Origin of the sequence: Micromonospora sp. WMMD967 (assembly GCF_029626165.1) — a bacterium.
In the GTDB taxonomy this organism is placed as follows: Bacteria; Actinomycetota; Actinomycetes; order Mycobacteriales; family Micromonosporaceae; genus Micromonospora; species Micromonospora taraxaci.
Map to the genome: position 1 here is coordinate 4,967,937 of NZ_JARUBK010000001.1, position 17,696 is coordinate 4,985,632.

Here is a 17,696-nt window from a genome sequence, read left to right on the forward strand (position 1 = left end):
GCGCGCCCCGGCCCACCGCTGTCAGTGGGTGAACAGTTTCGCCGCCGTGATGACGGTCTGCGCCACCCCGTAGCCGAGCAGCACCGCCACCACCAACCAGGAGATCCACAAGCGGGCCTGCTGCCCGTTACGGCTGTCGTCGCTCATCGCGTCCCACTCCTTAGCTCGGTCTTCGGCTCGTCCACGTTCCCCGCCGGCTCGTGGTAGCGCTGCGGCACCGGCCGCACCAGCAGGTTCGCCACGAAGCCCACCGCGAGGACCCCCACCATGGTGAACAGCGCCGGCCGGTAGGCCGCCGCGGTCAACGTGCCCGGCTCGCCCTGCGCGTCGAGGAACCCGTTGACGATCAGCGGACCGGCGATCCCCGCCGCCGACCACGCGGTCAGCAACCGGCCGTGGATCGCGCCGACCTGGAACGTGCCGAACAGGTCCCGCAGGTACGCCGGCACTGTCGCGAACCCACCGCCGTAGAACGACAGGATCACGCAGGCCAACAGCACGAACAGCGCCGTTGCGGTCTGCCCGACGAGGGCCAGCGCCGCGTACAGCACCATGCCGACACCCAGGTACACCAGGTAGATCGGTTTGCGGCCGATGACGTCCGACGTGGACGACCACACGAACCGGCCGGCCATGTTGAACAGCGACAACAGACCCACGAACCCGCCGGCCGCCGCGACGGTCACCGCCGATGTGCCGTTGTCCCGGAAGAAGTCCTGGATCATCGGGCTGGCCTGCTCCAGGATGCCGATTCCGGCGGTGACGTTGCAGAACAGCACCACCCACAGCAGCCAGAACGAGCGGGTCTTCACCGCGTTCGCCGCCGACACGTTCGCCGTGGTGACCAGCGGTTTCGCCGCGACGCTCGCCGGGTCGAAGCCGGCGGGCCGCCAATCCTCGGCCGGCACCCGCACATTCGCCACCCCGAACATCATGATTACGAAGTAGCCGAGGCCGAGCGTCACGAACAACCAGACCAGGGCGCTGCCGGACGCCGTCGACCCGGCGTTGGCCGGGTCGTAGGCGGGATCGTAGAACGACAGGAGCTGCCGCGACAGGGGAGAGGCGACCATCGCCCCACCGCCGAAGCCCATGATCGCCAGACCGGTGGCCAGGCCCGGCCGGTCCGGGAACCACTTGATCAACGTGGAGACCGGGGAGATGTAGCCGATCCCCAGACCGATGCCGCCGAGCAGGCCGTAGCCCAGATACAGCAACCACAGTTGCTTCGTGGCGATGCCCACCGAACCCACCAGGAAGCCCGTCGCCCAGAAGCAGGCCGAGACGAACATCGCCTTACGCGGCCCGTTCGCCTCCACCCAGGTCCCGGCGACAGCGGCGGACAACCCCAGCATCACGATCGCGATGCTGAAGATCACCCCGATCGCGGTCTGACTGGTGTCGAAGTGCGCGATCAGCGAGTTCTTGTAGACGCTTGTCGCGTAGACCTGGCCGATGCAGAGGTGGATGGCCAACGCCGCCGGGGGGATGAGCCACCGGCTGTAGCCGGGCGGCGCGATGATGTGCCGACGATCGAGTGCGGAAAGCATGCGCTGCTTCCTCTCGGATGAGGACGAGACGTGCCCACAACGTGCCCCGCGCACACACCAGCGGCAAACCTCGGCAGCGCCGGGTGGTCGATACCGTGAGCTGAGCGGTCACTCAGCCACGGCATCCGTCAACCGGCGCGCTCCGCCTGCCACACCCAGTTACGACGCTCGTACAGCGGGCTCATGCCCAGCCGGCGCATGTTGTCCAGCGACGGGTTCGACGAACCCTGCGCGGGCTTACCCGTCTCGCCGGTGACCCACCGGCAACCGGCCGCCGCGGCCGCTGCCACCCGGGCCGCCAGCAGGCCCGACTGCGCGCCCCGACCCCGATGCGTCGGCAGCGTGGCACCGGTGTTGAGCGAACCGACCTCGCCGTGCACGAACAGGTTCGCGGCGGCGACCATATCGGTGCCGTCCCACGCGGCGAACGGACGGAAGCCGGGGTCGCGGACGCTCGCGGCCAGCATCGGCGCCAGGTGTTCCTCGGGCATCCCGAAACACCGAAGGACCACCGACGCCCACTCGGGCACCGACTCGTCCGGGACCGGACCGACCCGCAGGTCGGTGCCACCGGGCTTCAGGGCGTCGATCTCACCAGCGAGCTTGACCCACACGCCGCCCGCCGTGATGTTCTCCCGCGCGCAGATCTCGTCCCAGTCCGCCGGCAGCCGGTCCGGGGCGATCTGGATGACCGCGCTGGGCGTGCCCTCGGCGCGGTAGAGGTCGCACACCTGGGCGATCAGGCCGGCGGTCACCGGCTCGTCGATGCCGAACCCGAGTGCCTTGGACCAGTAGCCCGTCGGGTCGTGCCGCATCGACAGCACCACACCGCCGCCCATCCTGGCCGTCCGGATCCCGAGCGCGCCCCGCACGTCGGCCGGCGCACCCGACTCGTACCGGAACATGAACTCGGCCTCGGCCAGCTCGGCGCGCCCGCCCACCGTCTCATCAGTTGCCATTCGGCACACCCTGCCAGGGCGTGGCGCGCTCCGGCGCCGGCAACGCCGGCGCCGTGAGCGGCGCCACTACCGCAGGTCCGGGGCGTGCCAGCCGCCGGTGAGGGCCTCGGCGTCCGCCGGACCCCAGGTGCCCTTGTCGTACGACCGCACCGGTGCCGGCAGGTCCAGGATCGGCGCGACGATGCGCCACTCCTGCTCGATCGTCTCCGCGCGGGCGAACCGCAGGTGTTGCCCGTCCATCGCGTCGTCGAGCAACCGCTCGTACGCCTCCTGGCGGCGACCGAGCGCCGACCCGAAGTCGACGGACAGGTCCACCGGACGACTCGCGACCTCGGCGCCGGGGCTCTTCGCCTGGATCGACATCGTGATGCCGTCGCCACGCCCGAGGCGGAACCGCAACAGGTTCGCGGCGGTCGCCGTGCCCCGTTCCGCCGGGATCAGCGAACGCTGCGGCTGCTTGAACTCGACCACGACTTCTGTGGCCGTCCCCGGCAGGGACTTACCGGTGCGCAGGTAGAACGGCACACCCGCCCAGCGGGGGGAGTCGACTGTCAACCGGGTCGCCACGAACGTCTCGGTGTTGGAGTCGGCGGCGACGCCCGGCTCGTCGCGGTAGCCGGCGTACTGCCCCCGGACCGTGGACTCCGGCGACAGCGGCGCGATCTGCCGCAGCACCGCGGCCTCCGCCTCCCGGAACGCCGTCGTGTCGTCGCTGGCGGGCGCCTCCATCGCGATCAACGCGACGACCTGCAGGATGTGGTTCTGCAACACGTCCCGGGTGGCGCCCACCGTGTCGTAGAACCCGGCCCGACCCTGCGTCCCGAACGCCTCCGCGAGGGTCACCTGGATGTTGTCGATGTGCTCGTTGTTCCACAACGGCTCGAACAACCGGTTGGCGAACCGGAAGGCGTAAAGACCTTCGACGGCCTCCTTGCCCAGGTAATGGTCGATGCGGAACACCCGTTCGCTGTCGAACGCCGCCCGCAGCGTGCGATCCAGCTCACGCGACGACTCCAGGTCACGCCCGAACGGCTTCTCCACGATCACCCGGCCCCGGTCAGCCAACCCGACCGCCGCGAGGCCCTCGACGACGGACCCGAACACCGCCGGAGGGATCGCCAGGTAGAAGACGGGCCGCTCGGCGTCGCGCAGACGCTCGGCCAGACGCGCGTACGTCGTCGGGTCGGCGTAGTCACCGGAGATCATCGAAAGGTTGGCCGCCAGCCCGTCGAAGGCCCCGTCGTCGATCTCGTCGCTGGCCTCCAGCACCGACTTGCGGGCCATGGTGACGAGCTGCTGGTCATCCCAGGGGGAGCGGGCCACGCCGATCACCGGGACATTCAGGCGGTCGCGTCGGGTCAACTCGTACAGCGCCGGGAACAGCTTCTTCGAGACGAGGTCGCCGGTAACGCCGAACAGCACCACCGCGTCTGAGCGCATGTGCATGGCACTTCCATTCGATCATCTGATTCTGATCTTCCGAACGGAGAACGGCGCGACCCGGTCGGGGAATTCCCCCGCGAGCGGCGCACGTGAGGTCGGCGACAACGACGGCGCGGACCCCCTGACGACGGTCTCTGGCCCAGATGTGACGTGGGCAACATCCGATCGGCCCTGATCGAAGCGATTCACGATGGAGCTCGACGGGATGCGGTGAGGTCAAATGCGCTTGATCCGCAATCCGTTCGGACGTCCGGTGTCGGCAAGCCTGACGCTTCGCCCCAAGCGTACGGTCAGACGTTTCCCGTGCAGTGGCGTCAGGTCGAGTCCCGGCGGCGAGTCCCAGATCCAGAGATCCTTCAGCTCAGGCAGTCCGGCGAGTGGAGTCAGGTCGAACAGATGTTCGCTGTGGCCGATGCTCAGCCAAGTGAGCCCCGGGAGCCCGGTCAGGGGGCCCAGGTCAGTGACGGGGGACCTGTCGATCTTCAAAGCGTTGAGGGTGTCGATCGAGGCGAGCGCAGTCAGATCCGTCAACCACATGCAGTCGCCGAGTTCCAGGAACGTAATCGTATTCAGTCGGCGAATGTGTTCCACCAGCCCGTGAATACCTCCACAAGGCTCCCCGCAGGCATGAAGCGCCAACTGTGTCAGGTGCCGCAGAGGGGCGAGCATCGCCGGATCCCACCCCGAAGATGGACTGACATGCAGGTACGTCAGGGCGGTGAGGTCGGCGAGTATGTTCGCGTCGACCTCCACGCCGTCGACAGCAAGGTTGTCCAACCGCGCCAGCTTGCTGAGGGCGGAGATATCCTGGTCGGGTGCGAGCGCCCACAGCACCAGGTCAGTGAGTGCCGGCAGCGTTCGCAGCGTCGAAAGATTCAACAGTTGCTCACCGGCGTCCAACCAGACATTGCGCAGGTCGGGCTTCTCGGCCAGATGCGCGAGGTCGCCGACAAACCCGTGTGCGATGAGATTGACCGTGGTCAGGTGCGGTACGTCTGCTAGTTGGGCCAGGTCCAACTTGTGCTCAGCCTTAACGACCGTCCTGGTGAGATGCCGCAGCCAAAACAGCTCGGGAAGCAGGGCCGTCTTACGAATTGTCACCTCGCCGCCGTCGAGAGGTGCCTCAGCGAGGACCCGGACCGCGTACTCGGTGGGGTCGAAGTACTCCCACTCCGTGATGAGCTGCCGCTGCACGCGAAAGCGAGGATCGACACCGTAGCGAGCGAGAGTGGCCAGCGCATCAGGCCCGTTGACCAAAGCAACGGCCCGGACGGTGGCCGCGGCCTGGGCCTCACTCAAGATGCTGAGATCGGCCGGAAGGTCGGCGAGCAGCGGCTCTCCGACCGCGGCCAGGGACCGTGCCTCCGCGACGGATCGGGGCAGCAGGGCCCGCAGGTGCGACCGGATTTCGGCAAGTAGCTGCGGCTCGACCGCCGGAGCGGTTTCCAGGCAGGCCGCAGCGAGCAACCGCAACCCTCGGGCCCTCTTTGGCCGCTCGGCGGCGAGCTTTAGCAGTCCGCTCAGAAGCTGCTTGCGAACAGGTGCATTGGCGTGACCAGCGGCCAGGATGATGGTTTCCCGCCAGGTGTCGAGGTGAGCGTGTTCGAGGAGCGCGCCGGTGTGTCCCTGGTCGGCGGCTTCCCGGGCGGCCAGATACTCCTGAAACGTACGGTGGACGAAATCGATGCGGTCGGGCACCGGCTCACGCAGGACGCCGCTGCGCTGAATCATGTGCTCCAGCACGCTGGCGACGGGGGTGGTGATGTGTCGGATCCCGGCCAGCCGCCGGGCAAAACGCAGTGCCGCGTCGGCACGCGTGAGTTCGGTGCGGCCGTTCTGCGTCATCCACCAGGCGACCTCCTGCAGAAGCTGGGCTTGGTCGCGGCTGGTCAGCTCCGGCACTTCGGTAGGAACGCCACGTTGGGAGTCGCGGCGGTGCAGCAGCATGTCGAGGGCCGCCTGGTAGACATCCATGCGGTCCCGGGGCAAGTTGCTGTCACGGTCGAGGTTCAGTGCACACAGCATCGCGCACAGCAGCGGGCTCCCCGCGAGATTCTGCAGGTGAGCGCTGCCATCGAGCTGGGCGAGTAACCGTTGTTCGTAGCCGGGCAAAAGATGGGCGTCACACGGCAGGTCGACGGCCCCACGAACCGCCTCGTGCCAGTGCCGGATCAGCGCCTTGACGTCCGCCGGTCCCATCCGTTCCAGGAACACCGACGTGAACCCCTCGGCGTCAAGCCACCGGGCGGACGCGGCGGCCGGTCGGGAGGTGACCACGACTCGCAGGTCGGGATAAGCAGCCAGCATGCCATTCAGCCAGTCGCGGACCGCTCGCCGTTGGGCTTCGGGCACCTCGTCGACACCGTCCACACAAAGGATCGCCCCGGTGCCGAGCTCGCGATGCACCCAGCCGGGCGGCATGAGGCCGGCGATCGTGGCGGCGATCAGGTCGAGAAACCGTTCCGGGGGAGGCATCGGTTGACTGACATGGTCGCGCAGCCGAACCAGGAACGGGGTGCGCCCGTTCCAGTCGTCGAGCTTCCCGGTGAATCCCTGCCGCGCGGCGGTAACCGCGATCCACTGCAGCAGGGTGGTCTTGCCGGAGCCGGCATCACCACGTAACAGGACCCGTGCGGCGTCGCCAAGGGCCTGCTCGGCCCGTACCGAAGCGTTGTCGCCACCACCGTCGGAGCGCAGCAGGCCGGGATCCCAGCGGAACCAACCGCGGCGCAGGTTGCGGGTGTTGCCGCCGGTGACGGCCAAGCTGATGTAGGCGATGCTCAGCGGGGTACGCAGCCGGTAGCGGTGCACGTCGACGCCGAACAGTTCCAGGTGGTCCACCACGGTGAGCAGGTGGGACAGGTACCGATTGCGGAAATGGGCGTCGTGACTGGTACCGGTAGGGGCGTCCAGGCTTGTCACCGGCAGCCGTGCCAGCACCTGGGTGAGGCTGTCTGCGACCGCGGCGAGCCGTTCCAAGGTCTGCACGGTGGCGCGGCCCTGAAACGGGGGGAGTTGCACGACCAGTTGGGTCAGGCAGGTGCAGCACTCGTCGAGCACCGTGCCGTACAGCTGAGCTGCCACCTCGTTCAGTCCTGCCCGCTCGGGAACGTCGCGCAGCTGTCTGCGTAGCCGGGTGGCCATCAGCGCGGGATCGACGTGGTCGGCGAACACCGCGGCATCGGAGAGGTCCGCGTCCCGAAGCGTGTCGGCCACCGCGTGCAGGGCCGCCGCGACCTCGTTGTCAGGCAGCGCCTGCTCGCCGCGACGGATGAGCGGCTGAAGGCGTTCGTAGACGGTGTCGACCAGGTCGTCTAACCGCCGGCCCGCCCGACGCATGCCGAGGTCATCGGCGATTCCCGCGCCGATGAGTTCGATGAGGGGCGTCTCGCGTTCTCGTTGCTCACGGCGGCCTCCCAGCCACCGCTGCACCGCCGGTGCCACCACCGACCCTGCCAGGCGCAGCAGCGCCATCTCGACAGTCCCCACGCCGCGTCTCCTCCTGGTCGCTCCGCGACCAGCGGTTCACGTTACGTGATGGCCGGGGTGCGTGGCTGGCCACTGTCCTGTCATTGACTCGCTCAATGGCCCCTATCGCAAGCGCAGTAGCGAAATTCGATAATTCACATTATGTAAAGTCGCCTTATCTGGCGGTCCCCCCACCGTTGTCATTCGCGGGTCAGGCCGGGCGGGCAGGCGTCCTCGTCCGGCCCGACGGCGCGGGCGTTGACCAGCGGATCGCGCCGCAGCCGGGCCACCATGTCCGCGCTGCCGCCGAAGTCGGTCCACGTGTCGTCCCACAGGGCGGAGACGAGCCAGGAGCGGTCCGCCGGGAAGAACAGATCCGGCAGTGGTCCGTCGCCGCGCATGTGGCCGGATCTCCAGGTGAGCGCCTGTTCGGGTCCAGCCTCGACCAGTACGTAGGGGTAGTCCCAGTAGAGGGACACCCTCGGGGCGTGCGGGAAGACGACATCGTGGGCGCCGGTGTCGAGATAGCCCAGCCACCAGGGCTGCTCCGGGGTGCACCCCGCCAGTACGTCCACCACGGCGCGCTCGTGGGCGTCGAACCCGACACCTTCCGGCGGATGGAACGTGGCGTACGCGTCGAACACCGGTGGGATCGCGGTGGTGACCGACAAGCCCTGCGTCGTCTGCCCGGCGAGCCAGGCCACGTCGTCGGGGGTGCCGATCCGCCACGTCCGTCCGTCCCTGTCGACGTCCATGGGCTCCGTCCAGGTCGATATGTCGTCCGCGCCGTAGCGTCCGGGCTGGGCGGCCGACGACGCACAGGGAGCCCAGCCTGGTCGGCCGGCAGCCCGCCACTGGTGCCCCTCGGGGCAGACCAGGTCCGTTGGTTCGCCCGGCTCCTGATACACGAAGACGGTGCCGGGTCGCCCGCAGTGAGGGCAGGTGGTGACGGGCGGCGTCATGCCGCGCAGGATACGTGCTCCTCGATCCGCGCGACCCGTCCTCGCGCGCTACGGCCGGCGCGTCAGAGCCGGTGGGCGACGTGGGGTTCCTGCTGGCCAGCCGTGCCGACCGCCGTCACGGATTCGGAAGCTGCGGTGCTTGGGCCGGCCGGCAGGTGCCTGCCCGGGCCTGTAGAGCTGCCCCATCCGCGGGGCACGTGAACAGGGCACGGCAACGGGGCGACTCCGCCCACGGCGAGGGACGGTACGAGGCTCCACAGTGCCGCCCGCAGCACGTGAACGTTCGGCGCGGGGTCGTCATCGCTGATGGGCGTCGCGACCCGTGGGTGCCGTGTGGACATCCGCGCGGCTGGAGGCTGTCGTTCGCGTCGTCGGTCAGACCGATCCGTTCGGGTGGGCACCGCCTGCCCCAGATCTGGGGCAGGTCTACAGGACGGTTGGCGCCCCCTCGCCAGGCGCACCCCTCCCCCCGCCCAGCCCGTGCAGGAGCGGCTTTCCGGAAACCCGAAAATGCTGCATAATATCCCTTATGCATGACAAAAAGGACGATTCGCTCGCGGTATTGATCGAGGAGTTCCTGACCGCCCGCGCCACCCGTAAGCCCTCCCCCCACACCCTGGCCGCGTACCGGCGGGATCTGCTCGCGGTGGCGGCCCTGGTCGCCGAGGATGCCGCCCCTCCCCTCCCCCTGGACGTCGTGTCGATCACCGAGCTCTCCCCCAGGGTGATGCGGGCGGCCTTCGCCCGGTTCGCCGCGCCCCGGGCACCCGCGTCGGTGCACCGGGCGTGGTCCACCTGGAACAGCTTCTTCACGTTCCTGGTGGCCGACGGGGTCGTGGCGGGTAACCCGATGCCGGCGGTCGGGCGACCCCGGGCGCTGCTCCCCCAGCCGAAGCCGTTGCGGGGCGCGGACACCCCCGAGGTGCTGCTTGCGTCCGTCGCGCGGGACGAGGGCAGACAGCGCGACCCGTGGCCGGAGCGCGACGTCGCCGTGGTGGCGGTGGCGCTCTGCGCCGGGTTGCGCCTGTCGGAGTTGCTGGCGTTGCGGGTGGGCTCGCTGGGTGGTCGGCCTGGTGAGCGGCGGATCGAGGTGCTCGGGAAGGGCGGACGGCCCCGGGTGGTGCCGATCGAGGCGGACCTGGACCGGGTGTTGGAGGACTACCTGGACAGTCGGGCGCGGCGCTTCGGTTCGCGGTCGGTACGCCCGGACTCGGCGTTGCTGGTGGATCGGCGGGGTGAGCCGTTGCGCCGTGGAGGGCTGCAGTATCTGGTCGAGTCGTGTTATCGGCGGGCGGGCATCGGTGACCGGGTGCCGCGGGGCGCGCGGTTGCACGCGTTACGGCACACGTTCGCGACGCGGCTGGCCGAGGACGGGGCGAGCGCTGCGGAGATCATGCGGTTGTTGGGGCACGCGTCGTTGGCGTCGTCGCAGACGTACATCGAGGTGACGGCTGGGCAGCAGCGGGACGCGGTTCGGGCCAACCGGACCAATCGCGCGTTGGCGGCTCTGCTGCCGCCACGGTCGGAGTGAGTGGAGGTCAGTGTGCGCGGTGGCCGGTGCCGGCGGTGACGGGCAGTGGGCCGAGGACGGCGTTGATGAGGTGGATGCGGGCGTTGGTGGCCTGGTAGTCGGCGCAGACGGTGTCGGCGCGGTCGCCGAGGCGGGCGGTGGGTCCGGTGCGGGTGACGGTGATGGCCGTGCCGTCGAGGGTGGTGGTCGTGCCGGCGGTGGTGAGGTCGTCGATCGGGTGCGCTCCGGTGACGAGGTGGGCCTTGAGCAGTGTGCGCAGCTGGTCGGTGTGGTGGGTCATGAGGTCGTCCCAGTTGTCCTCGGAGAACGTGGCGGCGAAGGCGTCGTCGGTGGGGGCCAGGATGGTGATGCCGGTGCCGGCGGGGAGGTCGGTGAGGACGCCGCTGGTGCGCACGGCCGCCTCGAAGGTGGTGAGGGTGGGGATCCAGCGCAGTGCCTCGTCGGCGGGTTGGCTGGCGAGGAAGGTGGGGTTGCCGGGGTCGGTGCCGGTGGGTAGGGCGGCGCAGAGGGGTCCGGTGACCTGGGGTGTGGTGGCGCTGGCCGGTGGTTCGGCGTCGGCGCGGGGAGTCGCGGGGCTGCTGGTGCAGGCGGCGAGCAGGAGTGTCGTGGCGAGGAAGGCGAGGGCCGGCAGTCGGGGGTGTCGGCGTGCGGTGGCGGGTTGCGACACGGTGGCCTCCTCGGGTTCGGGGTTGGTGGGTGCCGGCGGCGCGGGAACCACTGCCCGCGCCGCCGGCTTGTTCACCTGACGGTCAGAGGGCCGCGCACTGGTTGGTGCGAGGGCCGTGGACGGTGTTGGCGATGCCGAGGTTGCTCGGGGTGGGGTTGTTGCCGGTGCAGGTGAGGGGACCCCGGATGGTGGTGCCGGCCAGCAGTGGGGTGTCGGTGCCGGTGGTGTTGGTGGAGAGGTCGACGGGGCCGGCGATGGTGACGTCGATGACGGACACGGCGTCGGTGGTGTTGGCGATGCGGACCGGGCCGTTGACGGTGCTGTCGGCGAGGAGGACGCCGGCGGCGCCGGTGGCGGTGAGGGGGCCGCTGATGGTGGTCGAGGTCGTGACGAGTGCGGCGCCGGGTCGGACGGTGACCGGGCCGTTGATGGTGGCGTGGGTGGCGCAGGTGAAGCCGGTGACGGTCAGGGGTCCGTTGCGGCGGCCGGTGAGGGTGGGGTGGACGCGTTCGCCGTCGGTGAGCTTCTCGACGCCCAGCGGGTCGAGGAGCAGTGGGATGAGGCCGCGTTCGGGTTGGTTGAGGGGGACGTAGTAGCCGTCGGTGGTCTTGATGACCTTCCAGCCGTGGGCGGCGATGCGTTGGGCGACGGTGGTGCCGACGCCGCCGGGGCCGTCGGTGCGGGCGCCGTTGTACTGGGCGTCGGTGAGTTTGTAGGCGCAGGGCGCGTTGTCGAGGATCAGGTTCGCGGGGGGCGCGTCGAGCGGCGGTGGGCTGTCGCCGGGGTGCGGCGCGGGGTGGGCCGGGATGGGTCGGGATCCGCGGAAGACGAGGCGGCCGGTGTTGGCGGCCTGGGTCTCGATGGCTTCGGCGCGGGAGTTGAGGATGTCGGCGCGGTCGGCGCGGTGGTAGTCGAGGAACTGCTGGAAGGTCCACAGGGCGGAGTAGGTCTTGCGGCGGCGGTTGTTGGCGGTGTTGCCCTCGTCGGGGCGGGTCTGGCCGCCGGAGCTGCGCAGTTCCAGGAGGGAGTTGGTGACGTTCTTGAGGCCGAGGGTGTTGCGCAGGATGGTTTCCTCGCTGAGGCCGACGTTGCCGCCGCCTTCGCAGCCGTAGGGGCAGGCCCACCAGCCGGCTTCGGCGCCCTTGGCGTACATGTGGCCTTCGATCATGTCCTGGGACTGGTCGAAGATGGGTTGGGCGACGTTCTGGTGCCGTGGCGGCAGCATGGGCAGGTCGCCGGCGCGGGAGTTGCCGAATTCGTGGCCGTCGTAGCCGGCGACGGGTCGGTAGTCGCGGACCATTGTGATGTACGCGGCGGTCTCCGGCTGGCGGATCAGGGAGTAGTCGCGGTTGAGGTCCTGGCCGGTGGAGTTGCCGCGGGTGTTGTTGGCGCGGCCGTCGCCGTTGATGGTGGGGACGATCAGGACGGTGGTGTGGCTGAGCAGGTCGGTGATGCGGGGGTCGGTGCTGAAGGCGAGTTGCCGGGCCATGATGAGGCAGGCTTCGCGGTCGCCGGGTTCGTTGCCGTGCACGTTGCAGTTGATGGCGACGGGTGCGGTGGCGGCGACGGCTTGCGGGGTGGCGGCCGGGGTGGGGTGGCCGATGACCATCATGTTGATGGGTCGGTTCTGGACGGTGCGGCCGAGTTCGACGACGCGGACGCGGTCGCTGAGGGCGTCGATGGCGGCGGTGTAGGCGTACTCGTCGGTGTCGCTGGTGTATTGCGCGGCGTGGGTGGTCTCCCACTGGGTGCGTAGGTGCTGGCCGGGGGTTTCGGGGTTGCCCCAGGGTGCGGTGGTGGTGGCGACGACCGGGTCGGAGTAGGGCTGTTCGGTGGTGCCGACGCGGGCGCGGACGCGCCATTGGAAGGTGTCGCCGGGGTTGAATCCGGCGTCGGCGAAGGTGGGTGCCTGTTGGTTGATCTGGCGGTTGGGGCGCCAGATTCCGACGATGGTGGGTGCGCCGGTGGGGGTGTTGGTGGCGTCGACGGGGGTGCGTTCGATCTGGTAGTCGGTGGCGTCGGGGACGGGTTGCCAGGCGAGGGTGGCGTATCCGTCGGCCTGGCGGACGGTGAGGGCGGTGACCTGGGTCGGTTGCGCGGCGGCGCGTTGGGCGTTGGCGGGGGTGGGTGCGGTGGTGAGGGTGACGGCGATGAGGGTGGACACGGCGATGAGGGTGGGTCGCTGACGTCTCATGTGGCCTCCGACGAGGTGATCGTGGGCGCGTGTCGATCAGCATGATCGTCGAGGTCCGTCGATGCAATGATCTTGAGGGAATCTTGCGGATCGGTGGCCGCGCTCCCCCGGGCGTCGTCAGGCGGTGACGGTGGTGGGTTGACCGGGTGTCAGCCAGCGGATGCTGTCGCGCACGGCGGGTGGCGCGTTCGAGGGTCTAGCGGGGTTTCCGGCGACGTTTGTCAGCCGAGGTCGACCAGCAGGGGGCGGTGGTCGGAGATGGTGGACGGTGGGGTGGTGACGGCGCGTACCGGTGGGAGCTGTTGGAGGGCGTGCCGGTCGGCGAGGATGTGGTCGAGTTGGACGCGGGGTTGCCCGGCGGGGTAGGTGGGGCGGCGGCCCAGGGGGTGCCAGCCGGAGACGAGTCGGGCGGCGCCGGCGGGCAGGTTGAGGTCGCCGAGCAGCACGCGGGGGGCGGGTAACGCGCGTAGCGCGCGGACGGTCTGGCGGAGTTGGCGGGCGTTCCAGCCGGGCACGAACGACAGGTGGGTCGCGGCGACGGTGAGCGGGCCGTGTGGGGTGTCCAGGACGGCGGCGACGACGACGCGGGGTTCGTCGTGCAGCAGGATGAGCCCGCCGCGGGGGCCGGGGACGTAGACCGGTGAGCGGACGGGGGCGGCTTTGAGTCGGGTGACGTGCCAGCTGCGGACGGGGTGTCGGCTGATGAGACCGATGCCGTAGCAGGGTTCGCCGTGGCCGTCGTCGTCGTGGCGCAGGGGGCGGAAGTGTTCGCCGGGGGTGCCGACGACGGCGGCGGCGAAGCGGTGGTGCGGTGCGCGTAGGGCGTGGGCGGCGATGGCGGTGAGGTCGAGGTTGCCGCTGCGGCGTTGGTCGCGATCGACCTCCTGCAGGGCGAGCACGTCGGCGTCGAGGGCGCCGATGGCGGTGGTGAGTCGGGCGGGGTCGACGAGCCCGTCGGTGAGGGATCGTCCGTGCAGCATGTTGAAGGTGGCCAGGCGCACTCCTGCACCATACGTGCCCGTGGCATGGTTGCCCGGTGGTGAAGGTGTTGCTGTGTTCGATGGTGGTGTTCGTGGCGGTGGGCGCGTTGGGGGTGTGGCTGCGGCGTACGCGGGGCCGCTGACCAGTGAGTTCTCCCACTCGGAGGGCTGCTCGGGCGGATCGGGTGGGGAGAATTGCCGCCCATGGACGCCGTGACGCTCAGTACGCTGCTGGCCGCCGCCGCGATGGCCGGGTGGGTCGACGCCGTCGTCGGTGGTGGTGGGTTGTTGCTGCTGCCGGCGTTGTTGGTGGCCGCCCCGGGGTTGCCGGTGGCGACCGCGTTGGGCACGAACAAGTTGGCCGCGATCTTCGGTACGTCCACGGCGGCGGCGACGTACGCCCGGCGTACGAAGGTGGACTGGCGGGTGGCGGGGCCGGCTGCGGGGTTGGCGGTGCTCAGCGCGGGTGTGGGCGCGGCGTTGGCCGGGGCGGTGCCGGCGTCGGCGTACCGGCCGGTCGTGCTGGTGGTGCTGGTGGCGGTGGCGGTGTTCGTGCTGGTGCGCCCTCGGATGGGGGTGGTGGCGGTGCCGGCGAGGCGGACCCCGGTGCGGGTGGGCGTGGTGGTCGCGGTGGCCGGGGTGGGCATCGCCCTGTACGACGGGTTGATCGGTCCGGGGACCGGGACGTTCCTGGTGTTGGCGTTCACCGCGCTCGTCGGCGCGGACTTCGTGCACGGTTCGGCGATGGCGAAGGTCGTCAACGCGGGCACGAACCTGGGCGCGTTGGTGGTGTTCGGGGTGACCGGGCACGTGTGGTGGCTGTTGGGTGCGGGGATGGCGGTGTGCAACATCGCCGGCGCGGTGCTGGGGGCGCGGATGGCGTTGCGCCGTGGGTCGGGGTTCGTGCGGGTGGTGCTGCTGGTGGTCGTGGTGGCGTTGGTCGTGAAGCTCGGCCACGACGAGTGGGTGGCCCGGTGAGGGTGCGCTGACCCGAGGGGGTCAGCGGGGCGCGGACGGCTGGGTCGAGGTGTGTCGGGCGGGCGCGCCGGGTGGGGTTGTCGCGCCGGGTCGGTGGGTGCGGAGCGTGTCGTACACGCTGATGCCGATTCGGGTCAGCGCGAGCGCGGCCGACAGGACGACCACGGTGCGGATGGCGTGACCGACGTCTGGCGCCCACAGTTGGAGCTTGGCCAGCCCGGCGCCCTTCCAGAAGGAGGGCACCAGCCACGTGGCGGTGGCGGCGACGGCGGCGCAGCCGGCGATCCAGCAGGCGGTGGTGACGACCGTCCGGGCACGGGAATGGGCCGGCAGGGCGGTGCGGTGTCGCCGGACGCGGGTCACCGACCAGCCGAGCAGGGCGAGCAGTGCGGCGGCGACGGTGAGCAGCCCGCCCAGCGCCCAGGTGTGGATCGGGTCGGCGGTGGCGGTGGCCGGTGTGCCACCGTGCAGGATGCGGGCCAGGTTGAACGCTCCGGCGCTCAGTGGCGCGTCCATCGGCAGCCCGTAGATGTTGGTCATGACGATCACGGCGAGGTTCGCGTCGGGGACCAGCACGAGGTGGGTGAAGTAGTCGGGGGTCGCGCCGGCGTGCCAGACGATGCGGGTGCCGACGCCGTCGAGGGTGCTGTTCTTCCAGCCGAACCCGTAGGTGCCGTGACCGGTGTCCACGGTGCCGGTGTGCATCTGTTCCGTGCCCTGCGGGCTGAGGATCCGGGTGTCGCCGAAGCGCCCGCCGCCCAGTTGCGCGGCGGCGTAGTGGGACAGGTCGTCGAGGCTGGCGGCGAGGAACCCGTAGGGCACTCCGGCGGTGTCGAAGGGTGCGGTGAAGCGTTGCGGCCGGCCGAGGTAGTACCGGTGCCCGGCGGGGATGTCGATGGCACGGGCCTCGTCGGCGGTGGCCGCGGAGTGTGTCATCCGCAGCGGGTCGAGCACGTGGCGGCGCAGGTGAGCGCCGAAGGTGTCACCGGTGACGCTCTCGACGAGCGCGCCGAGGATCATGTAGTTGGCGTCGCTGTACTCGTAGGTTTGTCCGGCGGGCGCGATGGGTCGCACGGTGGCGAGGTCCCGCACGGACCGGGTCAGTGCGCCGGGGCGGTTGTCGTACCGGTCGGTCAGGTCGGTGCTCCACACCTGCGGTAGTCCGCTGGTGTGGGTCAACAACTGGCGGACGGTGACCGTCCGGGCGGTGTCGGCGGCGCCCAGGCGCAGCCACGGCACGTACGTGGAGACCGGGGTGTCGAGGTGGACCCGGCCGGACTCGACCAGTTGGGTCACCGCGAGTGCGGTGAACGACTTGCTCGTGGACCCGAGCAGGAACGGTGTGTGGACGGTCATCGGTCGTCCGTCGCCGTCGACGCCCCAGGCGCCATGTTGCAGGGTCTCGTCGCCGCGGATCACCGCGTACGCCAGGCCCGGTGCCCGGGTGCGCTGCATGTAGTCGCGCAGGTAGCGTTCGGCGGCGGCCAGGTCGTCGGCGGACGCGGGGCTGGCGGCGACCGGGGTCGGCGTCGTGGCGAGCAGGGCCAGGCAGACGGCTGCGCCGGCGAGGCGACGGGTCCGGGTCAGCAGTCGGGTCACTGTGTTCACGTCGGACGTCCTCCCCCGGGTGCGTTCGTCAGCCGATCTGGCTGAGTAGCTTCTCGAGGGCGGCCAGTCGTTGCCGGACCTCGCCGAGTTCGTCGCGGACGCCCTTGAGTTCGCTCGCGGTGCTCCGGGCGCTGTCGGCGCCACGTTCGGCCAGCACCCGGTAGCTCTCCTCCCGGGCCGCGGCGTACCGGGCGCGGTAGATGCCGGTCCCGATGAGACCGGCGACGGTGATCACCGCCAGCACGATCGCCGTCACGGCGATGGTGGAGGTCTGCGCCACGTCCAACGCCACCTGATGGGTCATCGCTCACTCCTTCTGTGGTGCGGCCGACTCGGGGCCGGTCAGGCTCTGCGCGGCCCGCACGATCGTGGTGAGGTCCAGGGGCACCGTGAACGGCACGGCCTGGACGTACTTCACCGAGCTGCCGTCGGGTGCTGTCACCAGTTCGCCGGTGACCAGGCCGGCCGCTTCGAGTTTCTGCAGGTGCATGTAGAGCAGTGGTCGGTTCATGTGCAGCTGCCGTGCCAGCTCGCTGACGTACGTGCGTTGCTGGGCCAGGGCGGCGAGGATCCGCAGCCGGTGCGGGCTGGCCAGCGCGGCCAGCAGTGACACCAGGTCGTCACCTGTCGGGAAGGTGCCGCTCATCGTGGATTCCCTCCTCGACACCCCTGTCAGGTTTCCCTGACATCGGGCGTCACAAAAGTCTGACAGGGGTGGTCGGAGGTGTCAACGCCTGACGAGGCGTCGGGGAATCGCCGTAGACCCGGCACCGCGGACAGCAACTGACGCGCCAGCCGAGCCCGGCTGGCGCGTCAGTGGCAGATCAGCGCTGGCAGATCAGCGGCGGCGGCTCGGTGAGTCGAAGCGACCCGCGCGGATCTCGCGCAGGGCCCGCCGGCGGATGTCGCCGCGCAGCGTGTCGACGTACAGGGTGCCGAGCAGGTGGTCGGTCTCGTGTTGCAGGGCGCGGGCGAGGAACCCGCTGCCGGAGATCGTCAACGGCTCGCCGTTCTGGTCGACGCCGTGGGCGGTGGCGTGCAGGGCCCGCACGGTCGGGAAGTACAGCCCGGGGATGGACAGGCAGCCCTCCTCGTCGTCCTGGAGTTCGTCGGACAGTTCGAGGGTGGGGTTGATCAGGTGGCCGCGGTGCCCGTCGGCGTCGTAGACGAACACCTGGGCGCTGACGCCGATCTGCGGCGCGGCGACACCGGCGCGGCCGGGCTCTCCGAGCAGGGTGTCCATCAGGTCGGTGACGAGGGCACGCAGTTCGGCGTCGAAGGTGGTGACCGGCTCACATTCGGTGCGCAGGACGGGGTCGCCGATGATCCGGATGGGCCGCAAGGTCATGGACGGCA

At 70.2% G+C, this 17,696-nt stretch carries 15 protein-coding genes; 2 read left to right on the forward strand and 13 right to left on the reverse strand.

Features of this window, described 5'->3' with window-relative positions; all coding sequences use genetic code 11:
- Positions 1-21 precede the first annotated feature (21 nt).
- From O7631_RS22505 to O7631_RS22530, 6 genes are all read right to left on the reverse strand, one after another.
- Positions 22-147, reverse strand: a complete 126-nt coding sequence (locus tag O7631_RS22505; RefSeq protein ID WP_269678893.1) for a hypothetical protein — start codon at positions 145-147, stop codon at positions 22-24.
- Positions 144-1,550 (reverse strand): OFA family MFS transporter, encoded by a 1,407-nt coding sequence (locus tag O7631_RS22510; protein WP_278146045.1) that lies wholly within the window; start codon positions 1,548-1,550, stop codon positions 144-146. The genes O7631_RS22505 and O7631_RS22510 overlap by 4 nt, the downstream gene beginning before the upstream one ends.
- Positions 1,551-1,678: 128 nt before the next feature.
- On the reverse strand, positions 1,679-2,509 hold the full coding sequence (locus tag O7631_RS22515) for a hypothetical protein (RefSeq protein ID WP_278146046.1): 831 nt from the start codon (positions 2,507-2,509) through the stop codon (positions 1,679-1,681).
- Between the two features lie 66 nt (positions 2,510-2,575).
- On the reverse strand, positions 2,576-3,955 hold the full coding sequence (gene zwf, locus O7631_RS22520) for a glucose-6-phosphate dehydrogenase (RefSeq protein WP_278146047.1): 1,380 nt from the start codon (positions 3,953-3,955) through the stop codon (positions 2,576-2,578).
- Between the two features lie 213 nt (positions 3,956-4,168).
- Complete coding sequence (locus tag O7631_RS22525; protein WP_278146048.1) at positions 4,169-7,441, reverse strand: NACHT domain-containing protein; 3,273 nt, start codon at positions 7,439-7,441, stop codon at positions 4,169-4,171.
- Between the two features lie 179 nt (positions 7,442-7,620).
- A complete protein-coding gene (locus O7631_RS22530) occupies positions 7,621-8,175 on the reverse strand; it encodes a hypothetical protein (protein WP_278146049.1) in 555 nt (184 codons plus the stop codon).
- Between the two features lie 736 nt (positions 8,176-8,911).
- Here O7631_RS22530 and O7631_RS22535 point away from each other — a divergent pair.
- On the forward strand, positions 8,912-9,913 hold the full coding sequence (locus O7631_RS22535; protein WP_278146050.1) for a tyrosine-type recombinase/integrase: 1,002 nt from the start codon (positions 8,912-8,914) through the stop codon (positions 9,911-9,913).
- A gap of 7 nt (positions 9,914-9,920) precedes the next feature.
- Here O7631_RS22535 and O7631_RS22540 read toward each other — a convergent pair whose 3' ends face one another.
- The 3 genes from O7631_RS22540 to O7631_RS22550 all read right to left on the reverse strand — a co-directional run bounded on the left by O7631_RS22540 (position 9,921) and on the right by O7631_RS22550 (position 13,775).
- Positions 9,921-10,580, reverse strand: a complete 660-nt coding sequence (locus O7631_RS22540; RefSeq protein WP_278146051.1) for a fasciclin domain-containing protein — start codon at positions 10,578-10,580, stop codon at positions 9,921-9,923.
- An 82-nt stretch (positions 10,581-10,662) separates the two neighbouring features.
- Positions 10,663-12,774 carry a M14 family zinc carboxypeptidase gene (locus tag O7631_RS22545; protein ID WP_278146052.1) on the reverse strand — a complete coding sequence of 704 codons (2,112 nt, stop codon included), beginning with the start codon at positions 12,772-12,774 and terminating at the stop codon, positions 10,663-10,665.
- A gap of 221 nt (positions 12,775-12,995) precedes the next feature.
- Entirely contained in the window at positions 12,996-13,775 is a 780-nt protein-coding gene (locus O7631_RS22550) for an endonuclease/exonuclease/phosphatase family protein (RefSeq protein ID WP_278146053.1), read from the reverse strand.
- Positions 13,776-13,958: 183 nt separating this feature from the next.
- Between O7631_RS22550 and O7631_RS22555 the strand changes: the two genes are divergently transcribed.
- A complete protein-coding gene (locus O7631_RS22555) occupies positions 13,959-14,732 on the forward strand; it encodes a TSUP family transporter (protein WP_278146054.1) in 774 nt (257 codons plus the stop codon).
- Positions 14,733-14,753: 21 nt separating this feature from the next.
- Here the strand turns inward: O7631_RS22555 and O7631_RS22560 are convergent, their stop codons facing one another.
- The 4 genes from O7631_RS22560 to O7631_RS22575 form a co-directional block, all read right to left on the reverse strand.
- Positions 14,754-16,340 carry a serine hydrolase domain-containing protein gene (locus O7631_RS22560; protein WP_278146055.1) on the reverse strand — a complete coding sequence of 529 codons (1,587 nt, stop codon included), beginning with the start codon at positions 16,338-16,340 and terminating at the stop codon, positions 14,754-14,756.
- Positions 16,341-16,368: 28 nt separating this feature from the next.
- Positions 16,369-16,644: a hypothetical protein gene (locus O7631_RS22565; protein WP_278146056.1), complete on the reverse strand. Its 276-nt coding sequence runs from the start codon at positions 16,642-16,644 to the stop codon at positions 16,369-16,371.
- Positions 16,645-16,647: 3 nt separating this feature from the next.
- Positions 16,648-16,986 (reverse strand): winged helix-turn-helix domain-containing protein, encoded by a 339-nt coding sequence (locus O7631_RS22570; protein ID WP_278146057.1) that lies wholly within the window; start codon positions 16,984-16,986, stop codon positions 16,648-16,650.
- A gap of 192 nt (positions 16,987-17,178) precedes the next feature.
- Positions 17,179-17,688, reverse strand: coding sequence for a peptide deformylase (locus O7631_RS22575; RefSeq protein ID WP_278146058.1), 510 nt, complete (start codon positions 17,686-17,688; stop codon positions 17,179-17,181).
- Positions 17,689-17,696: the final 8 nt, after the last annotated feature.